The 15,228-nt window shown below is 61.2% G+C and carries 18 protein-coding genes and 1 tRNA gene; 10 read left to right on the top strand and 9 right to left on the bottom strand.

Annotation, left to right across the window (positions count from 1 at the left end):
* Window positions 1-8 precede the first annotated feature (8 nt).
* Window positions 9-341, top strand: coding sequence for a TIGR03792 family protein (locus tag NW848_RS14740; protein ID WP_099812882.1), 333 nt, complete (start codon window positions 9-11; stop codon window positions 339-341).
* Here NW848_RS14740 and NW848_RS14735 read toward each other — a convergent pair.
* Window positions 338-1,105 carry a DUF502 domain-containing protein gene (locus NW848_RS14735; RefSeq protein WP_168173335.1) on the bottom strand — a complete coding sequence of 256 codons (768 nt, stop codon included), beginning with the start codon at window positions 1,103-1,105 and terminating at the stop codon, window positions 338-340. The two genes, NW848_RS14740 and NW848_RS14735, sit on opposite strands and share 4 nt — an antisense overlap.
* A 294-nt stretch (window positions 1,106-1,399) precedes the next feature.
* Between NW848_RS14735 and NW848_RS14730 the strand changes: the two genes are divergently transcribed.
* From NW848_RS14730 to NW848_RS14720, 3 genes are all read left to right on the top strand, one after another.
* The gene (locus NW848_RS14730; protein ID WP_011431100.1) at window positions 1,400-1,867 is read left to right on the top strand and encodes an SRPBCC family protein; all 468 of its coding nucleotides are present in this window, start codon (window positions 1,400-1,402) and stop codon (window positions 1,865-1,867) included.
* 70 nt (window positions 1,868-1,937) lie between these two features.
* Window positions 1,938-2,441: a GNAT family N-acetyltransferase gene (locus NW848_RS14725; protein WP_099813335.1), complete on the top strand. Its 504-nt coding sequence runs from the start codon at window positions 1,938-1,940 to the stop codon at window positions 2,439-2,441.
* A 122-nt stretch (window positions 2,442-2,563) separates the two neighbouring features.
* Window positions 2,564-4,669 carry a thioredoxin domain-containing protein gene (locus tag NW848_RS14720; protein WP_099812883.1) on the top strand — a complete coding sequence of 702 codons (2,106 nt, stop codon included), beginning with the start codon at window positions 2,564-2,566 and terminating at the stop codon, window positions 4,667-4,669.
* A 64-nt stretch (window positions 4,670-4,733) separates the two neighbouring features.
* Here the strand turns inward: NW848_RS14720 and NW848_RS14715 are convergent, their stop codons facing one another.
* The gene (locus NW848_RS14715; RefSeq protein WP_414402491.1) at window positions 4,734-5,162 is read right to left on the bottom strand and encodes a Fur family transcriptional regulator; all 429 of its coding nucleotides are present in this window, start codon (window positions 5,160-5,162) and stop codon (window positions 4,734-4,736) included.
* A 244-nt stretch (window positions 5,163-5,406) separates the two neighbouring features.
* Between NW848_RS14715 and NW848_RS14710 the strand changes: the two genes are divergently transcribed.
* The 4 genes from NW848_RS14710 to NW848_RS14695 all read left to right on the top strand — a co-directional run bounded on the left by NW848_RS14710 (window position 5,407) and on the right by NW848_RS14695 (window position 8,654).
* Window positions 5,407-6,603 carry a metallophosphoesterase family protein gene (locus tag NW848_RS14710; protein WP_011431096.1) on the top strand — a complete coding sequence of 399 codons (1,197 nt, stop codon included), beginning with the start codon at window positions 5,407-5,409 and terminating at the stop codon, window positions 6,601-6,603.
* Window positions 6,604-6,897: 294 nt separating this feature from the next.
* Window positions 6,898-6,969, top strand: a tRNA-Val gene (locus NW848_RS14705).
* Window positions 6,970-7,253: 284 nt separating this feature from the next.
* A complete protein-coding gene (locus tag NW848_RS14700; RefSeq protein ID WP_011431094.1) occupies window positions 7,254-8,027 on the top strand; it encodes a PspA/IM30 family protein in 774 nt (257 codons plus the stop codon).
* A gap of 162 nt (window positions 8,028-8,189) precedes the next feature.
* A complete protein-coding gene (locus NW848_RS14695) occupies window positions 8,190-8,654 on the top strand; it encodes a pentapeptide repeat-containing protein (RefSeq protein WP_414402492.1) in 465 nt (154 codons plus the stop codon).
* A gap of 11 nt (window positions 8,655-8,665) precedes the next feature.
* Here NW848_RS14695 and cysQ read toward each other — a convergent pair whose 3' ends face one another.
* From cysQ to rpsP, 5 genes are all read right to left on the bottom strand, one after another.
* A complete protein-coding gene (gene cysQ, locus NW848_RS14690) occupies window positions 8,666-9,463 on the bottom strand; it encodes a 3'(2'),5'-bisphosphate nucleotidase CysQ (protein ID WP_011431092.1) in 798 nt (265 codons plus the stop codon).
* A gap of 17 nt (window positions 9,464-9,480) precedes the next feature.
* A complete protein-coding gene (gene hisF / locus NW848_RS14685; RefSeq protein ID WP_011431091.1) occupies window positions 9,481-10,242 on the bottom strand; it encodes an imidazole glycerol phosphate synthase subunit HisF in 762 nt (253 codons plus the stop codon).
* 27 nt (window positions 10,243-10,269) lie between these two features.
* The gene (locus tag NW848_RS14680; RefSeq protein WP_011431090.1) at window positions 10,270-11,373 is read right to left on the bottom strand and encodes an ArsA family ATPase; all 1,104 of its coding nucleotides are present in this window, start codon (window positions 11,371-11,373) and stop codon (window positions 10,270-10,272) included.
* Window positions 11,370-11,630: a KH domain-containing protein gene (locus NW848_RS14675; protein WP_011431089.1), complete on the bottom strand. Its 261-nt coding sequence runs from the start codon at window positions 11,628-11,630 to the stop codon at window positions 11,370-11,372. Before NW848_RS14675 ends, NW848_RS14680 begins: the two co-directional genes overlap by 4 nt.
* A 63-nt stretch (window positions 11,631-11,693) precedes the next feature.
* On the bottom strand, window positions 11,694-12,161 hold the full coding sequence (gene rpsP, locus NW848_RS14670; protein ID WP_011431088.1) for a 30S ribosomal protein S16: 468 nt from the start codon (window positions 12,159-12,161) through the stop codon (window positions 11,694-11,696).
* A gap of 238 nt (window positions 12,162-12,399) precedes the next feature.
* Here rpsP and NW848_RS14665 point away from each other — a divergent pair, with 238 nt between their 5' ends.
* Complete coding sequence (locus NW848_RS14665; protein ID WP_414346108.1) at window positions 12,400-12,837, top strand: TerB family tellurite resistance protein; 438 nt, start codon at window positions 12,400-12,402, stop codon at window positions 12,835-12,837.
* A 51-nt stretch (window positions 12,838-12,888) separates the two neighbouring features.
* Here the strand turns inward: NW848_RS14665 and NW848_RS14660 are convergent, their stop codons facing one another.
* Entirely contained in the window at window positions 12,889-13,308 is a 420-nt protein-coding gene (locus NW848_RS14660) for a metal-sensing transcriptional repressor (RefSeq protein ID WP_414402493.1), read from the bottom strand.
* Window positions 13,309-13,397: 89 nt separating this feature from the next.
* On the opposite strand from NW848_RS14660, the gene sds reads away from it, so the two are divergent.
* A complete protein-coding gene (gene sds, locus NW848_RS14655) occupies window positions 13,398-14,369 on the top strand; it encodes a solanesyl diphosphate synthase (RefSeq protein WP_011431085.1) in 972 nt (323 codons plus the stop codon).
* A gap of 15 nt (window positions 14,370-14,384) precedes the next feature.
* Here the strand turns inward: sds and lepB are convergent, their stop codons facing one another.
* A complete protein-coding gene (gene lepB / locus NW848_RS14650; RefSeq protein WP_011431084.1) occupies window positions 14,385-15,071 on the bottom strand; it encodes a signal peptidase I in 687 nt (228 codons plus the stop codon).
* Window positions 15,072-15,228: the final 157 nt, after the last annotated feature.

Genomic DNA, 15,228 nt, shown 5'->3' with positions numbered 1-15,228 from the left:
CTTTGCCAATGTCAGACCAGCCCATCGCCATCGAGCACCTCTGCTTCCGCGTTCCTCCCGGTGGCCAGAGGGCCTTTATCCTACAAGACGAGCAGGTTTGGGGGCCGGCCCTGCGCCAACAGCCGGGCTTTTTGGGCAAAGAAGTCTGGCTGGATGTAGAGGATCCCGAACTTGTCCACCTCATCCTCCGCTGGGCCAGCCGCGCCGCCTGGAAAGCTTTCCCCCCGGAGCAGGCGGAAGCCTTGGATCGGCAGATGCAGCCCTTCTACGTGCGCCTGGAGCAGGCCAAAGAATACCAGCTCTGGCAGCCCGGCCTGCCAGCAGAGGAAGCGGCCAACTAGGAAGCCTCAAAGCCCACCTCGGCAGCCGTTGAGTCGGCCCTAGTGGATGCTGCCGCCCGCTCCTGCTCCACCAACTCCCGCAGGCTGGGCATGGTTACCGCCAGAGCCCCTTCGCGCCGTTTGAGACCCGCCTCAAAGGTCTCGGGGGTCACGATCCCGCCGGAGATGAGCATCTTAAAAGCATCCTCCACCGGCATGAACACCTCCACCACCTGGTCTTCCGGCACGATGGCATACCAGCCGGTGGTTGGGTTGGGCGTGGTGGGCACGAACAGGCTGAGGGAGCGCTGCGGCCCATCCGGTCGAATGGGAGTTTGAATGACGCCCGTTACAAAAGCTAACGCCCAAACCCCAGGCCGAGGATATTCCACCAGCACCACCCGTCGAAAGCGCTGGTTGTTGGGGGCAAACAAAACGCTAACCAATTGCTTCAGGGTTTTGTAGACCAGCCCCGCTATCGGGATGGCGTGGAGCAACTGCTCGCTTAGGTTGAGCAGCCACTGGCCAACAATGTTGCGGGCCATGAAGCCAATCAACAAAATGAGCAGGATTGGCGTCAGCAAGCCCACCGCCAGATCGATGAGGTTGATCAAAATCGGGTGCAGCCCCTGGATGGGATTAAACTGCTTGGGAATGCTGGTCAAAAAGCCAATGCTCCAGGTGGCCACTTCCACCGTCAGCCAAATGGTGGTTGCCAACGGGATCACCACCAGCAACCCCGCCACGAAGTAGTTCTTGAGATGCTGCTTCCACTGGGAAATCATGGTGAGATCGTTCCGTCGAGTCAAACAAGTGGACGCACCGAGCCGATGCAAGTGGAGCTTGCAGATGGCAACCATGATACCTGCCTTCTGCATCTCTCTCATGGGCATCAGCTGCAACTTGCCTGGAGAGAGGTTGGAGCTGCTCCAAAGCGCAAAGCCCCAAACTCGGCTGAGCTGATATTGTTATCTTAGGTCGATATAAAATTTTGTAAAGGCAGGGATCCCTCCTAGAGGCTTTGTGGTCAAGCCGTAGGATGCTCCCTCATCTCTGCCGGATGTCGTGTGGGAGGCCCTATGTCAGAGTCGGATTGGTTAGAGCACACCTGTCAGGTGGAGGTCCCGGTTCCTATCGAGCAGGTGTGGGAGCTGTGGGCCAACCTCGCCCTCATGCCGCGCTGGATGAAGTGGATCCGCTCGGTGGAGCTGCTGGATCAGGAGCTGTCGCGGTGGACACTGGATACGCGCGGCCTCACCTTCAGTTGGATCTCCCGCACCCATACGGTGGTGAAGCATCAGCACATCGGCTGGCAATCGGTGGAGGGGCTTCCCAATCGGGGGGCACTGCGGTTTTACGATCGCAAGGGCAGTACTATTGTCAAGCTGTCGGTGGCCTACAAGATCCCGGGGCTCCTCGGCAAAATCTTGGACGGCCTGTTTGTGGGCAAAGTGGTGGAGAGCACGATTCAAGCGGACTTGGAGCGCTTCAAAGCCTATGCTTTGGAGCAGGCAGGGCGGGCCGCCGACAATGCCTCCGCTGGCTAGCCTCGATCTTGCTGCCGTTTTCTGCTGCCCAGTGAACCGTTGCCAATCTTCGTTGCCCAAGGTCTGCTTCATGTCCGATCCCTCCCTCGAGCCTGTCATCACCTTTTCTCATCAACCGGTGGACAACCGCAACATTCGCTTCTCCCTGGAGCGGCAAGATCTGGATCTGGATCAGCTCCTGGTGTTGTTGAACCGCAACGCCTTTTGGGCCCAAAATCGCCGGCGGGAAGAGATGGAGCGGGCCATCGCCCACAGCCACCCGGTGGTCAGCGCCTGGGACGGGGAGCGCCTGATTGGCTTTGGCCGCGCCACCTCCGATGGGGTTTACCGGGCCGTCCTCTGGGACATCGTGGTCGATCACGAGTATCGACGGCAGGGCATCGGGCGCAAGCTGGTGGAAACCCTGATCAGCCATCCCCACCTGCAGTCGGTGGAGCGCATCTACCTGTTTACCACCCATCAGCGCGGCTTTTACGAGCGCATTGGCTTTGTGGAAAACCCCAGCACCACGCTGGTTTTGCACGGGCGTCCGCTGGATTTTTTGATCCCGGCTGCCGAACAGGAGCAGGTCTGACCAACAGGGATCCCTGGGGCAAGGGGAGGCGTAGGTCAGTGTATCTTGAACAACAGTGGGTTGGCTCCGCCTTGGGAAGAGGACGCGCTAGCCTGAAGCAAAAAGGGTGAGAGGGTGTACCTATGGCCAATCGCCTCGCCACGTGTTCCAGCCTTTACCTGCGCAAGCACGCCGAGAATCCGGTGGATTGGTGGCCTTGGATCCCGGAGGCCCTGGAGAAAGCCCGGGCCGAGGACAAGCCGATTTTTCTGTCCATCGGCTACTCCAGTTGTCACTGGTGCACCGTCATGGAGGGGGAAGCCTTCTCCGACCCGGAGATCGCCGCCTTCCTCAATGCCCATTTTTTGCCCATCAAGGTGGATCGCGAGGAGCGGCCTGATCTAGACAGCATCTACATGCAGGCGCTGCAGCTCATGAGCGGGCAGGGGGGGTGGCCCCTCAATGTCTTCCTCACGCCCGACGACCTGGTGCCGTTCTACGCGGGCACCTATTTTCCGGTGGAGCCTCGCTTTGGCCGGCCGGGGTTTCTGACCGTACTGCAGCGCATCCTGCAGTTTTACCGCCAGGAAAAAGACAAAATCGAGGACATGAAGGGCCAAATCTTGGCGGCCCTGACCACCCTCAGCGACCTGGTGCCGGAAGACCATATTCCCCCTGACCTGTTGCGCTCCGGGATCCCCAAAATCCAACCCTTGCTGGCCAACGCCGGGGCAGTGCAGCAGTTTCCCATGATGCCCTACGCCCAGTTGGTGTTGCGCTCGGCCCGCTTCGACCCGCCAGAAGGGATCCCCGGCTCGCCGACGGCGCTAGAACGGGCCAAGGAGCGAGGGATGGCCTTGGTGTTAGGAGGGATCTTCGACCATGTGGCCGGCGGGTTTCACCGCTACACCGTGGATCCCACCTGGACGGTGCCCCACTTTGAAAAAATGCTCTACGACAACGGCCAGATCTTGGAGTTTCTCTCCGAGCTGTGGGCCCACGGGATCCAGGATGCGGCCATCGAGCGGGCGGTGCGCCTGACGGTGGAATGGGTGGCGCGGGAGATGACCGCCCCTGCCGGGTATTTCTACGCGGCCCAGGATGCCGACAGTTTTGCCCGAGCAGAGGATGCGGAGCCCGAGGAGGGCGAGTTCTACGTCTGGCGCTGGCAGGAGCTGCAGGATCTGCTGGATGCAGAAACCTTCCGCGCCCTGCAGCAGGCTTTCTTCCTCTCGCCGGGGGGCAATTTCCCCGATCGGCCCGGCTGTATCGTCCTACAGCGCAGGCAAGGAGGGGAGCTGCCGCCGGAAGTGGAAACGGCTTTGACGACCCATTTGTTTCGAGCTCGCTACGGCTCCACCGAGCGGAGAACCCCCTTCCCGCCCGCCGTAGATGCCCAATCGGCCCGCCGGCAATCTTGGCCAGGACGCATTCCGCCGGTCACCGACACCAAGATGATCGTCTCCTGGAACGGCCTGATGATCTCCGGCCTGGCGCGGGCCTACCAGGTGTTTGGCGAGGAGGACTATCTGCGGTTGGCCCTGCGGGCCGCCCAATTCATCCTCAGCCAGCAGCGCCACCCCCAGACGGGATCCCTGCTGCGGTTGAACTACGATGGCACAGCCCAGGTACCTGCCCAATCGGAAGATTACGCTCTGCTGATCAAGGCCCTGTTGGATTTGCACCAGGCCTGCCTGCCGCGGACAGGCGATCCCAGCTCCCAGTACTGGCTGGAGGCCGCCATTCGGCTGCAGCAGGAGATGGACACGCGACTGTGGGATGAGGCCAGGGGGGGATACTTTGTCAGCGACGCCCAGAGCACCCCGGAGCTGCTGGTGCGGGAGAAGGAGTTTCAGGACAACGCCACCCCCGCAGCCAATGGGGTGGCTGTTGCTAACCTGGTGCGCCTGGCCGCCATCACCGGAGATCTGGACTACCTGGAACGGGCAGAACAGGCCCTGAAAACCTTTGCCCACATCATGAGCACCCAGCCGCGGGTCTGCCCCAGTTTGTTCGTCGGGCTGGATTGGTACAACAACTGGGTAAAGGCAACCCTAGAAGCGGAGCACATTGCTGCGCTGCAACAGCGCTCTTGGCCCACCACCGTCTTTGCCCTGCCCACCGCAGCCGAGCCGTTGCCGGCAGGAGCTGTGGGGTTGGTGTGCTGGGGCAGCAAGTGTCTGGCCCCCGCCGCTTCTCTTGAGCAAATCCAGTCGCAGATCGGCAAAGGGCAAAACCGAGCCTACTGACATTGGCTCATCCTCTTCCAGAAGAACTCGGGATCCCGCCCCGAGAATCTACTGGCTGGCCAGCTCAGCTTTCCCCGGGATTTTCCACCCCATAGAACTCAATGCGGTAGCTCTGGATGCGAGTGCCTGTCTTCTGCTCTACCTGGGCCAGCAGCTCCGGCGGCAGCTCCACATCTACGTCCAGGATGCGGTTGCTATCCAGGCAGTTGACATGGCTGTGAGGATGGGTACGATTGCCGTAGCGGCGCCCATCGGCGCGATCTAGGCACTCGATGAGGTTGTGGCTGGCCAGAGCCTCCAGATTTTGATAGACGGATGTGTGGCCAATGGGCTTGCCCTGCCGATTGAGGCGGTCGTAGATCTCTCTGGCAGAAAGGTGCTCGCCGCATTGCCACAGCAGTTCCAAAATATAGCGACGCTGCCGGCTGAGGCGCAGATTGCACTCCCGGCATCGCTCCAAAGCAGCTTCCAAAGAATCCACAGGGCGAGGCATGGGCAAACCTCAAGTCATACCGAGTCTGAGATAGCTGGTTACTCATTCACACTAGCTTAACATTCCTAAATCGAAGTTTCCAAAGGCTGATCTCCAGATCTCCGTCGGGCATCGACCTGTCCAGGCAGTGTGCGGAGGAAAGGGCGCCAACGGGAGCGCGTCAATTATCAGTTATTTTCTTCAGTTATTTACAATACGATATCGCCTATCTACGAATATCGCTGGGGTGTTGAGGAGAAGCGGGATGCGGCGGCGCCAAATGATCTTAGGCCTGTTGGGATTGGCCGGCAGCAGTGGATTGGTGGGGGCCTATTGGGCCAGTCGGCAGCGCCCTGCTTCTGTGCCTCTATCCGCAGAGATGGGATCCCCTGCTTCCCCGCCTCCTACCCCTCGGCCTACGCCCACAGTTGTCCCCCATCCGGAAGCTCCCCGGGGCCTTTACATCCCAGCCCGCCGCGATCTGCGCCTGATGGTGATCAGCGACCTGAATGGCATCTACGGCTCGGTGGACTACGACCCGGAGGTGGATCGGGCCATCCGCCTCATCCCCTATTTCCAGCCGGATATCGTCTTGGGGGGAGGGGACATGGTGGCTGGCCAAGATCCCCGCCTGTCGGAGGAGCGCATCCGCGCCATGTGGGCAGCCTTTGACCGGCATGTGGCCGGCCCGCTTCGTGCTGCCAAACTGCCCTACGGCTTCACGCTGGGCAACCACGATGCGTCCTGTGCCCGCAGCACGCGCGGGGGCTTTCTCTTCCAAAAAGAACGGGATCTGGCCCGCGAGTTTTGGAACGACCCGGCCCACGATCCCGGTTTGAATTTTGTGGATCGAGGCGACTTTCCCTTTTATTACACCTTCGAAAAAGACGGGGTGTTTTACTTAGTTTGGGATGCCACCTGCAACTACATCCCGCCGGAACAGATGGCCTGGGCAGAAGCGGCGCTGGCCAGCGAACGAGCCCAGAAGGCCAAGTTGCGCATCGTCATCGGTCACCTACCTCTCTATGCGATTACCGTCGGACGCGACGATCCGGGAGAGGTGCTGCTGGAGGCAGACGCCAAACGGGCCCTGCTGGAGAAATATCGCGTCCACACTTACATCAGCGGCCACCACCACGGCTACTACCCCGGCCACAAGGGGCAACTGCAACTGCTCCATTGCGGCATCCTCGGCTCCGGCCCCCGCCCCCTCCTGAATAGCCCCCTGCCCCCCCGCAAGACCCTTACCCTCATCGATGTGGACTTCGACGCTCCGGAGGTTACCTACTACACCACCTACCACATGCGGGATCTGAGCGTGATCGACCAAGCCGAACTGCCCCGCTTCATCACCGGCCACAACGGCCTGGTGCTGCGCCGCGATGTTAACTGGGATAACCTCACCCCCGAAGAAATCGCCACCTGCCAAGCTCGTATTGGATCCCTGTGCCGCGACGACTGACTCTTAAGCTCAGGAGCGTTGCATCTCGGCAAAAGACTGATAGCTCCTCTGCGGATGGTAGAGATGGCGCTGCTGCACAATGTCCTGTATCGACACCTGGGAGAAGTGCCGCTTGTGCAGATGGGATCCCCGCCTGCGCTGGGCCAGGCACAAGTGTAGGAGGGGATGGACAAGGCCATAGAAGTCGTCGTCTTGGCAGCCCCGAGCGGCAAGGAGTGGGCCTCGAAGTGGCTTGCAGATGTGATATCATCAATTTCCAACCCTTGGGCAGATGCGCAGCCGCATCTTCAGCGAGGGCTGTTAACTCAGAGGTAGAGTACCACCTTGACACGGTGGGAGCCGCTGGTTCGATTCCAGCACAGCCCATTGTCAGAGGATCCCAAAGACTCTGCCAAAGTTCGAAAAGGCCTTGTCCGGCAAACCCTCTCGGCTTTCAGGGATCCCGACAATTCCATGCAACCTGCGAAAATCCAGGGGGGGACGGGCTCCTCTCTGCAGCGGCTGTTTTGGAGGGCTGGAGCGTTGGTCTGGGGTTACGGCCCATTTCTTCGGATCCCGGCCAGGGATCCCTATACTGGAGTAGGAGCCCTGGAAGGCGCCGGCGTGGCAAGGGTAGCATTAGGTCAAACTGCGAGAGGGGGAAACGACCGATGGGATTGTTCGATCGGGTCAGCCGGATCATCAGAGCCAACCTCAACGCGCTGATCAGCAGTGCCGAAGATCCGGAGAAAATCCTGAACCAAACCATTCAGGACATGTCTGAGGATCACTACCAAATGCGGCAGGCAGTTGCCCAGGCCATTGCTGCCCAGAAGCGGATCGAGCGGCAGTACGAGCAGGCGCAGCAGAACGTCGACGAGTGGCAAAGGCGCGCCGAGTTGGCCCTGCGCAACAACAACGAGGCCCTGGCCCGCGAAGCGCTGGTGCGCAAGAAAACCTTTGCCGAAACCGCCCAGAGCCTGAAGCGGCAGTTGGATGAGCAGACCAAACAGGTGGAAGTCTTGAAGGCCAACATGACCAAGCTGGAGAGCAAGATCGCCGAGGCCAAGACCAAAAAGGATATGCTCATCGCGCGGGCTCGGGCGGCCAAAGCTTCCCAACAAATTAACCAGGTTATCGGACGGGTGGACGCCACCAGTGCCTTCGCGGCTTTCGAGCGTATGGAAGAGAAGGTAAACGCCCTGGAAGCTCAGTCGGCGGCCGTGGCCGAGCTGGCGGTGGACAACTTGGAGCGACAGTTTGCCGCTTTGGAAGCAGGTGGCTCGGACATCGATCACGAGCTGATGATGCTGAAAGCGGCGATGGGGGGCCAATTGCCCGCCGGAGAGCAGAAAGCTCTGCCGAGAGATCAATCTGCTGCCACCAGCGAGAGCGAGGTAGATGTAGAGCTAGAAAATCTACGCCGCGAAATCGACCGGCTTTGAACGAATGGGAGGTAGCGTCTTCTTGAGAGTGTCTCCTCTGGGCTCAGGGGCGTTGGGGTATCCTAAGCAGGGGGACACATAAGCTAGCCCAGAAGAGCTCTTGGCCTGCCTCTGGTGGGGTTAGGGTAGCCTTCTGCGTTTTTGCGAGAGAAACAAACAGCGATGACCACAGCGAGTATCAAACCTCTGCTGGACGCCAAGCAACTGTTGCAGGCTTATGCGTCTGGCCGGCGGGATTTTTCTGGAACCAACCTGAGCGGAGCCCAGTTGAGCGGCGCGAACTTGAGGGGCATTGTCCTGCGGGATGCCGACTTAAGTGGGGCGGATTTGCGCGAGGGGGATCTGTCGGGCGCAGATCTCTCAGGGGCCGACCTGCGCGGAGCCAAACTGCGGCGGGTGAACTTCATTGGGGCCAAGCTGGTCAAGGCCGATCTGCGGGGGGCCAACCTCTACCGGGCCAAGTTGCTCAGGGCCGACCTTAGCGAGGCCGATCTCAGCCGCGCCGATTTGCGAATTGGCGCCGATCTGCGGGGAGCCATCATCACCAACACCCGTTTTCGCGGCGCCCTCTACGATGAGTACACCAAGTTTCCGGAGGGGTTCAACCCCACCGAGATGGGCATGTAATCCCAGGCTTTCTAGGGAACCAGCTCCTGCCACAGTTGGGCTGCATCGGCGGCAGCCGCCACAAAGGGCGGGTTGTGCAGATCAGGCTTGTTGTAGCGCAAGGGATCCCCTTTTAGATCGGTGACGCTTCCCCCGGCTTGCTCGACGATGCAGTGGGCAGCAGCAGTATCCCACTCCATGGTTGGGTCGAAGCGGGGGTAGAGATGGGCGGATCCCTCGGCCACAAGGCAGAGTTTCAGGGCGCTGCCCACCGACTTCACCTCGAGGGAACCGTAGCGCCGCCGCAGCCGCTCGAGAAATTGCTCCGTCTCCGGGCCGCGGTGGGAGCGGCTGGCCACCACTTGCAGAGGGGCCTGGGCGGGCGGGCGGGCCCGGATGGGCTGATCTCCTCTATAGGCCCCCAGCCTTTGCACAGCCCTGTAGGTAAGGCCGAGAGCGGGGGCATGGACGACGCCTAAGATGGGGATCCCTGCCTCGACGAGGGCGATGTTCACGGTGAACTGGCCGCTGCGCCCGATAAACTCGCGCGTGCCGTCCAAGGGATCCACCAGCCAGAACTGCCGCCACTGTTGCCGCTCCGGATACGGGATCCCGCCGGATTCTTCCGAGAGCACGGGGAGGCCGGGGGTCAGATCTTGCAGGCCCCGCAGGATCAAGTGGTGGGCGGCCAGATCGGCTTCGGTGAGGGGGGAGGAGTCGGCCTTGTCCCTGACCCGGATCTGATCTTGCCGATAGATCTCCAAAATGGCCTGCCCGGCTGTTTCCGCGAGGCGGCTGACATGGGGCAGGAGATCGGCCAGATCCTGCATGGGCAAACTCTCCAGGTTTAGCGACGCACCGGAATGCCGTGGGCGGCCAAATCGGCTTTGATCTGGGCAATTGTCAACTGGCCGTAGTGGAGCAGCGAGGCCAACAGGGCTGCTTCTGCTCCCCCCTCTTGCAGAGCCTGGCGGATGTGGGCACATTCCCCTGCCCCCCCTGAGGCGATCACCGGCACCGCCACCGCCTCGGCCACGCGGCGGGTCAGCTCCAAGTCGTAGCCCGCTTGGGTGCCGTCGGCGTCCATGCTGGTCAACAAGATCTCCCCCGCCCCCCGCTCGGCCACGGTTTTGGCCCACTCCACCGCGTCCAGGCCCGTCGGCTCCCTCCCCCCGCGCACGTACACTTCCCAACCGCCACCCTGAGGTTTGGCACGGGCGTCGATGGCCACCACGATGCACTGGGATCCAAACCGACGGCTGGCCTGGGTGACCAGATCCGGATCCCGGACTGCCGCCGAATTGAGGCTCACCTTGTCGGCCCCGGCCCGCAACAGTTGCCGGATCCCTTCCAGATCGCGGATCCCACCTCCCACCGTGAGGGGGATAAACACCTGCTCCGCCGTGCGCCGCACTACCTCCAGCAAGATTTCCCGCTCTTCGTGAGTGGCGGTGATGTCTAGAAAAACCAGCTCGTCAGCTCCCGCCTGGTCGTAGGCCTGGGCCAGCTCCACCGGATCCCCGGCATCGCGCAACTGCACAAACCGGATCCCTTTGACCACCCGCCCCGCCGCCACATCCAGGCAGGGAATGATCCGCTTGGCCAACATCGCCTTCTCCTCCGCTGGCGCGATGGCCTAGCCAAAGGTGATGACTAAGAAAGGCTCCTGAAACTTGGCCCCGGTTACCTGCCGGCCTGCCAAGCTGGGGGGCAAGAACAAGTTGCGCCGCTGATCCCCGGCGGTGATGGTCAGTTCCGGCCCCGACTGGCTCAGCTCGATCTGGGCCTTGCTGAAGCCGGGAATAAACAGCTTGACGGTACGGGCTCCCTCGTCGATGGCCACCGGCGGCGGCACCTGCGGCACCGCGAAAATCCCTCCTACCGCCTCTTCCAAAGCCGACCAATCGGATCCCTGGCGCCGCGGCAGGATGCGCACAGGCAGCGGAGAAAAATCGGCAGCCGACACTTCCCCAGGAACCAGCGGCATGACCCAGAGGCCACCCACCGTCAGCCCCACCATCTGGGCGCTGCCCCAGAGGTAGCGGGCAGTCTGCACGGCCATCGGATCCGGGGTGGTTACCAGGTGGGCCAACACGCGACGAGGATCGGCGATGGCCTGGCGTCCCTCCTCGAAAATGTTGGTCATCCCCCCCAGCCGATTCGACAGATCCTCTAAAGACGAGAACTCCACTGTGCTGACCGATCGCAGCAGGGGCTCGACGAAAGGGCGCAGGGTTTTGGCCAAGTCGGAGCCCAAAAAAGCTTTAGAAGCCCGCCGCCAGTACCAACTGGCCACCTCCGGGATCCCAAAAGCCCGCAAGGTGGTCAGATCCCCCGGCCCATCGTAGAGAATACAGTCGTACTGGCCGCTGGCATCGTAGCGACGCAGGGCTTCCAGAGCCAGGGCCTGATCCATCCCCGGCAACACCCCCAGCTCCTGGCCGTAGATCTCCCGGAAAAAGGGAGTGCGCACGTATTGGGCTTCCAGCTCCTTGGCCGCCGTCCAGTGTTGCTCCAGGAGCTGAGTTGTGCGCAACTGCACCACACTTAAATTGGCGGCAATGGTTACCGGCTCGCCGGAAAGCGGGATCCCGCCCAAGAGCATCTCCAGCCCCGACCCCGGCTGATGGCCCACCAACAGCACCCGCCGCCCCTGCTGGGCTGCTGCCCGGGCCGCTGCCACGGCCAGGGTGCTCCGGCCTGTGCCCCCTTTGCCCAAGAAGGTAAGGATCTGGCTCATTCCCGCTCTCCAGACTCTCCGTAGATGTCGATGTACAGCGATTGCCCCGCCAACTGAGCTGCCGCCATCATTACCTGCCGAATGGCCTGCAGGGTGCGCCCGCCTCGCCCCAACACCCGCCCGCGATCCTTGGGGTCAAAAGCCAGCCGCAGCCATACCTTGCGCCCGCCACAAGTGGTTTCCACATCCATTTGCGGCGGGCCACCGCTGAGCAACGGCTCGATCAGGAGATGGACAAGGGCCTCGTAATCCGGCATGGGGAGCTAGACGACAGGGAAGAACAACTGCCGAGCCAAGCTTAACCGAAAGCGTAGCCGACCCTAGGCCTCAACCTGAGGCTTTTCCTCCTCAGGCTCCGGCTCCTGGGAGTTCGGTTCCGCTGCCGCCCCAGCCGGCTCGACTTCCCCCGGTTGCCCTGCCATCTCGGCAGAGGCCTCGCAAACAGCGGCAGGCTCCTCTGTGGACGGCGCCGGATCAGGGATCCCAGCCTCCGGCTTGGCGATAGCCGGGATGCGAATCGCGGCAACCACTCCGCCCTCGCCGGCTTTGAGCATCTCGTAGATGCCGGCCTTCCTGAGGAGGCTGTCCACCGTATCTGTAGGCTGAGCGCCACAACGCAACCACTTGAGCAGGCCTGCCGTCTCCAGAACCGTCTCCTTGGTGCGCGGGTTGTAGTAGCCCAACTCCTCCAGCGGACGACCCTCGCGGCGGGCCTTACTTTCGATGGCGACGATGCGATAAGTGGGTTGCCGTCTTTTTCCGTAGCGCTTGAGCCGCAATTTAACCATGGGGTGTCTGCTCCTCGGGGGTGCTCCGCAAGCTGTAAAGGGTTACCAAGAGAAAAAAAGATGAAGCAAGCCAAGTTGCCGCCCCTTCCCACATCCCAGCGGAAGTCTTGGCGGCTAGCTATGACACAGGCCCTCTATTGTAATCGATTTTTCCTCGGCTGAAAAAGGGTCGAATCGACACCAGGTGGCATCTTCGTGGCAAAGTTGAAGAGGAAACCCAAGCTCAGCAGCAACCCCTATGGTCAACTACGCCGACTTGACAGATGAGCAGCGCCAGCTCTACCTCAAAGCCTTGATCGCGGTGGCCCGCGTGGACGGCCAGTTGGACGAAGAGGAGAGCAACTTTTTCCTGCAAATTGCAGAAGGGATGGGCGTCGAAAAACAGGTGGCCCAAAGCTATCTGGCCGACGAGACAGGCGCAACCCTAGACCTCAGCCGGATCCCTCCTCTACACAATGCAGCCGGAGCCTTGATCCTGAGAGATTTGGCGGCGATGGCGGTGGTCAACAACGAGCTGGCGGAAAAAGAAGAGGCCCTGATTTTCGAGATCGGCAAAGCCATGCAGTTCAGCCAGGAGGAGATCAACGAGTTCTTGGACTGGGCCTTCATGGGCCTGCAATGGCAACTGAAAAGCGCCGCTCTGCTGGAGCGCTACGCTGCCGACGGCAACAGCTAGCCTTGGCTTGAGCAAAGCCCAGCCCACCCCCATGGGAAAGGCTTGTATCCACTAGCTGATGTAGCGATCCAGGGCCCGCTGCAGCTCTTCCAGTTCCACCTCGATGTTGCCACTTTCGATGGCGTGGCGGATGCAGTGACGGATGTGATCGTCAAGAATAAGGCGCGCCACCCGATCCAGTGCCCCCTTGACAGCGGCAATCTGCAGCAGCACATCCGGACAGGGCTGATCCTGCTCGATCATGGAGCGGATCCCGCGCACATGCCCCTCGATGCGAGCCAGACGATGGATCAGCTTGCGCCGCGACTGCGGGTCATGGTGGTGAGGCTGGGCTCGCCCCGATAGAGGTGGCCGCTCCAGTGCAAGCTCCCACTCCTCCTCCCAATCGGGTTCTGCAGGGAGGGGGGGGACAGAGCCGGTTGGCACTGGGGGAACGGGATCCGACATAAAAAAGCAGAGGACTCTTTGCATGATACCGCTCGCTTTTCCCCGAGAACGTTGGGGTGCTCTACAATAAGGGGAGATATGAAATTTTGTAAAACCTCTCATACTTTGGCTCCATGACCTCTGTGCTCTCCCCCTTTGGCCCTGTAGAAGCGGATCTGGAGCGTTTACGCCAGAACCTGTCGCGGCTGGTTAGCGCCAAACACCCAATTCTGGCCATGGCTGCCGAACATCTGTTTTCGGCGGGGGGGAAAGGGATCCGACCGGCGATTGTGCTGTTGATTGCGCGGGCTACTACGCCGGATGGGGAGATTACCCCGCAGCATTGGCGCCTGGCGGAAATTACCGAGATGATCCACACGGCCAGCTTGGTGCACGACGATGTCATCGACACTGCCGATGTGCGGCGGGGCATCGACACAGTAAATACCCTTTTCGACAACCGCGTAGCGGTGCTGGCGGGGGACTACCTCTTCGGCCAAGCTGCCTGGTATTTGGCTAACCTGGACAATCTGGAAGTGGTGAAGCTCCTGTCCAAGGTGATCATGGATCTGCCGGAGGGCGAGGTGCGCCAGAGCCTCACCCGCTTCGACCCGGATGTGTCCTTGGAAGAGTACCTGGCCAAGAGCTTCTACAAAACCGCCTCCCTCATATCCGGCAGTTCTAAGGCCGCCGGGCTGCTGAGCGGGGTCAGTCCTGAGGTGGCCGATCGCCTCTTCGACTTTGGCCGCGACCTGGGCATTGCCTTCCAAATCGTGGACGACCTGCTGGATTTCACCGCTTCGGCAGAGATGCTCGGTAAGCCGGTGGGATCTGACCTCATCCAGGGCAACTTGACGGCACCGGTTTTGTTCGCCCTGGAGGAGTTTCCCCAGATGCGAGAGCTGATCCTCCGAGAGCTGGCCGAACCCCAGGATCTCCAGCAGGCCCTGGAGTGGGTTTACCAGAGCAATGGGATCCCGCGCTCCCGCGAGTTGGCGCGAGACTATGCCCGTCGGGCTGCTGAGGCGTTGGAAGTTCTCCCCGATTCGGTAGCCCGCCGAGCTTTGTTTCAGATGGTGGACTATGTGCTGGAGCGGGCCCGCTGAGAGGTTTTCCCAGGTTTAGGTTCGACTCCCCGAGGCCTGCGCCCCTTCAGAAGAGAGCTCCGGATACTCTGGCGGGGTGAAAAAGTGCAGGCGATTGGGGGGCCAAAAGCGGAAGATGGTGTTGCCGATGATGTTCTCTTCCGGCAAAAATCCCCACACATGGGAGTCTTGGCTGTCGTTGCGGTTGTCCCCCATCACAAAATAGGAGCCGGGGGGGACGAGAAATTCGGATCCCTGGTTGGGCACGCCGGGGCAGCGCTCGCCCGGACAGGAGTAATTGGGGGGAGCGTAGATATAGTCCTCCTGGAGCGGGATGCCGTTGACGATCACCTTGCCATCGGCAATGCGGATGCGATCCCCCGGCAGGCCGATCACCCGCTTGATGTAGGCACCGTCGAAGTTCAGCTTGGCAGGCGGGTAGAAGACGATGATGTCGCCCCGTCTGGGGGAGCTGAAGCGGTAGCTGATCTTTTCCACCACCAGCCGATCTCCTTCTTCTAGGGTGGGCAGCATCGAATCGGAGGGGATCCAACGTGCTTCCGCCACAAAGGTGCGAATGCCGAAGGCCAACAGCAGCGCCAGCACCACTGTCAGCAAGTTCTCCCGCTGAGCCTGCCACCAAGCGCGGGATCTGGAGCCAGCGGAGGTTTCTCCTGGCGGCAGCTTGGGCTGGGGCAAAGACGTCGGATCTTTTGACGACATGGCGGCTAGCGCACAAGACTGCACGATCTCCAGATTATCGCACTCAACCGAGGCAGTAGGAGCAGAGGCTGTCCGGTCAAGCCGACGCTAGAGAGACAAAAGGCCGGGAGTAGCCTAGGATCGATAGGCGGAGATACCCTGCTCGTGACTTCCAAGC

The sequence above is a fragment of the Synechococcus sp. RC10A2 genome (assembly GCF_047502605.1).
Note: the sequence above shows the minus strand (reverse complement) of the source record. Positions and strands in the feature narration are given on the sequence as shown.

Excerpts from the sequence above, each read along its gene's own strand:
- NW848_RS14740 (WP_099812882.1), top strand. The coding sequence starts at position 9 with ATGTCAGACCAGCCCATCGCCATCGAGCACCTCTGCTTCCGCGTTCCT.
- NW848_RS14735 (WP_168173335.1), bottom strand. The coding sequence starts at position 1,105 with ATGATTTCCCAGTGGAAGCAGCATCTCAAGAACTACTTCGTGGCGGGG.
- NW848_RS14730 (WP_011431100.1), top strand. The coding sequence starts at position 1,400 with ATGTCAGAGTCGGATTGGTTAGAGCACACCTGTCAGGTGGAGGTCCCG.
- NW848_RS14725 (WP_099813335.1), top strand. The coding sequence starts at position 1,938 with ATGTCCGATCCCTCCCTCGAGCCTGTCATCACCTTTTCTCATCAACCG.
- NW848_RS14720 (WP_099812883.1), top strand. The coding sequence starts at position 2,564 with ATGGCCAATCGCCTCGCCACGTGTTCCAGCCTTTACCTGCGCAAGCAC.
- NW848_RS14715 (WP_414402491.1), bottom strand. The coding sequence starts at position 5,162 with ATGCCTCGCCCTGTGGATTCTTTGGAAGCTGCTTTGGAGCGATGCCGG.
- NW848_RS14710 (WP_011431096.1), top strand. The coding sequence starts at position 5,407 with ATGCGGCGGCGCCAAATGATCTTAGGCCTGTTGGGATTGGCCGGCAGC.
- NW848_RS14700 (WP_011431094.1), top strand. The coding sequence starts at position 7,254 with ATGGGATTGTTCGATCGGGTCAGCCGGATCATCAGAGCCAACCTCAAC.
- NW848_RS14695 (WP_414402492.1), top strand. The coding sequence starts at position 8,190 with ATGACCACAGCGAGTATCAAACCTCTGCTGGACGCCAAGCAACTGTTG.
- cysQ (WP_011431092.1), bottom strand. The coding sequence starts at position 9,463 with ATGCAGGATCTGGCCGATCTCCTGCCCCATGTCAGCCGCCTCGCGGAA.
- hisF (WP_011431091.1), bottom strand. The coding sequence starts at position 10,242 with ATGTTGGCCAAGCGGATCATTCCCTGCCTGGATGTGGCGGCGGGGCGG.
- NW848_RS14680 (WP_011431090.1), bottom strand. The coding sequence starts at position 11,373 with ATGAGCCAGATCCTTACCTTCTTGGGCAAAGGGGGCACAGGCCGGAGC.
- NW848_RS14675 (WP_011431089.1), bottom strand. The coding sequence starts at position 11,630 with ATGCCGGATTACGAGGCCCTTGTCCATCTCCTGATCGAGCCGTTGCTC.
- rpsP (WP_011431088.1), bottom strand. The coding sequence starts at position 12,161 with ATGGTTAAATTGCGGCTCAAGCGCTACGGAAAAAGACGGCAACCCACT.
- NW848_RS14665 (WP_414346108.1), top strand. The coding sequence starts at position 12,400 with ATGGTCAACTACGCCGACTTGACAGATGAGCAGCGCCAGCTCTACCTC.
- NW848_RS14660 (WP_414402493.1), bottom strand. The coding sequence starts at position 13,308 with ATGCAAAGAGTCCTCTGCTTTTTTATGTCGGATCCCGTTCCCCCAGTG.
- sds (WP_011431085.1), top strand. The coding sequence starts at position 13,398 with ATGACCTCTGTGCTCTCCCCCTTTGGCCCTGTAGAAGCGGATCTGGAG.
- lepB (WP_011431084.1), bottom strand. The coding sequence starts at position 15,071 with ATGTCGTCAAAAGATCCGACGTCTTTGCCCCAGCCCAAGCTGCCGCCA.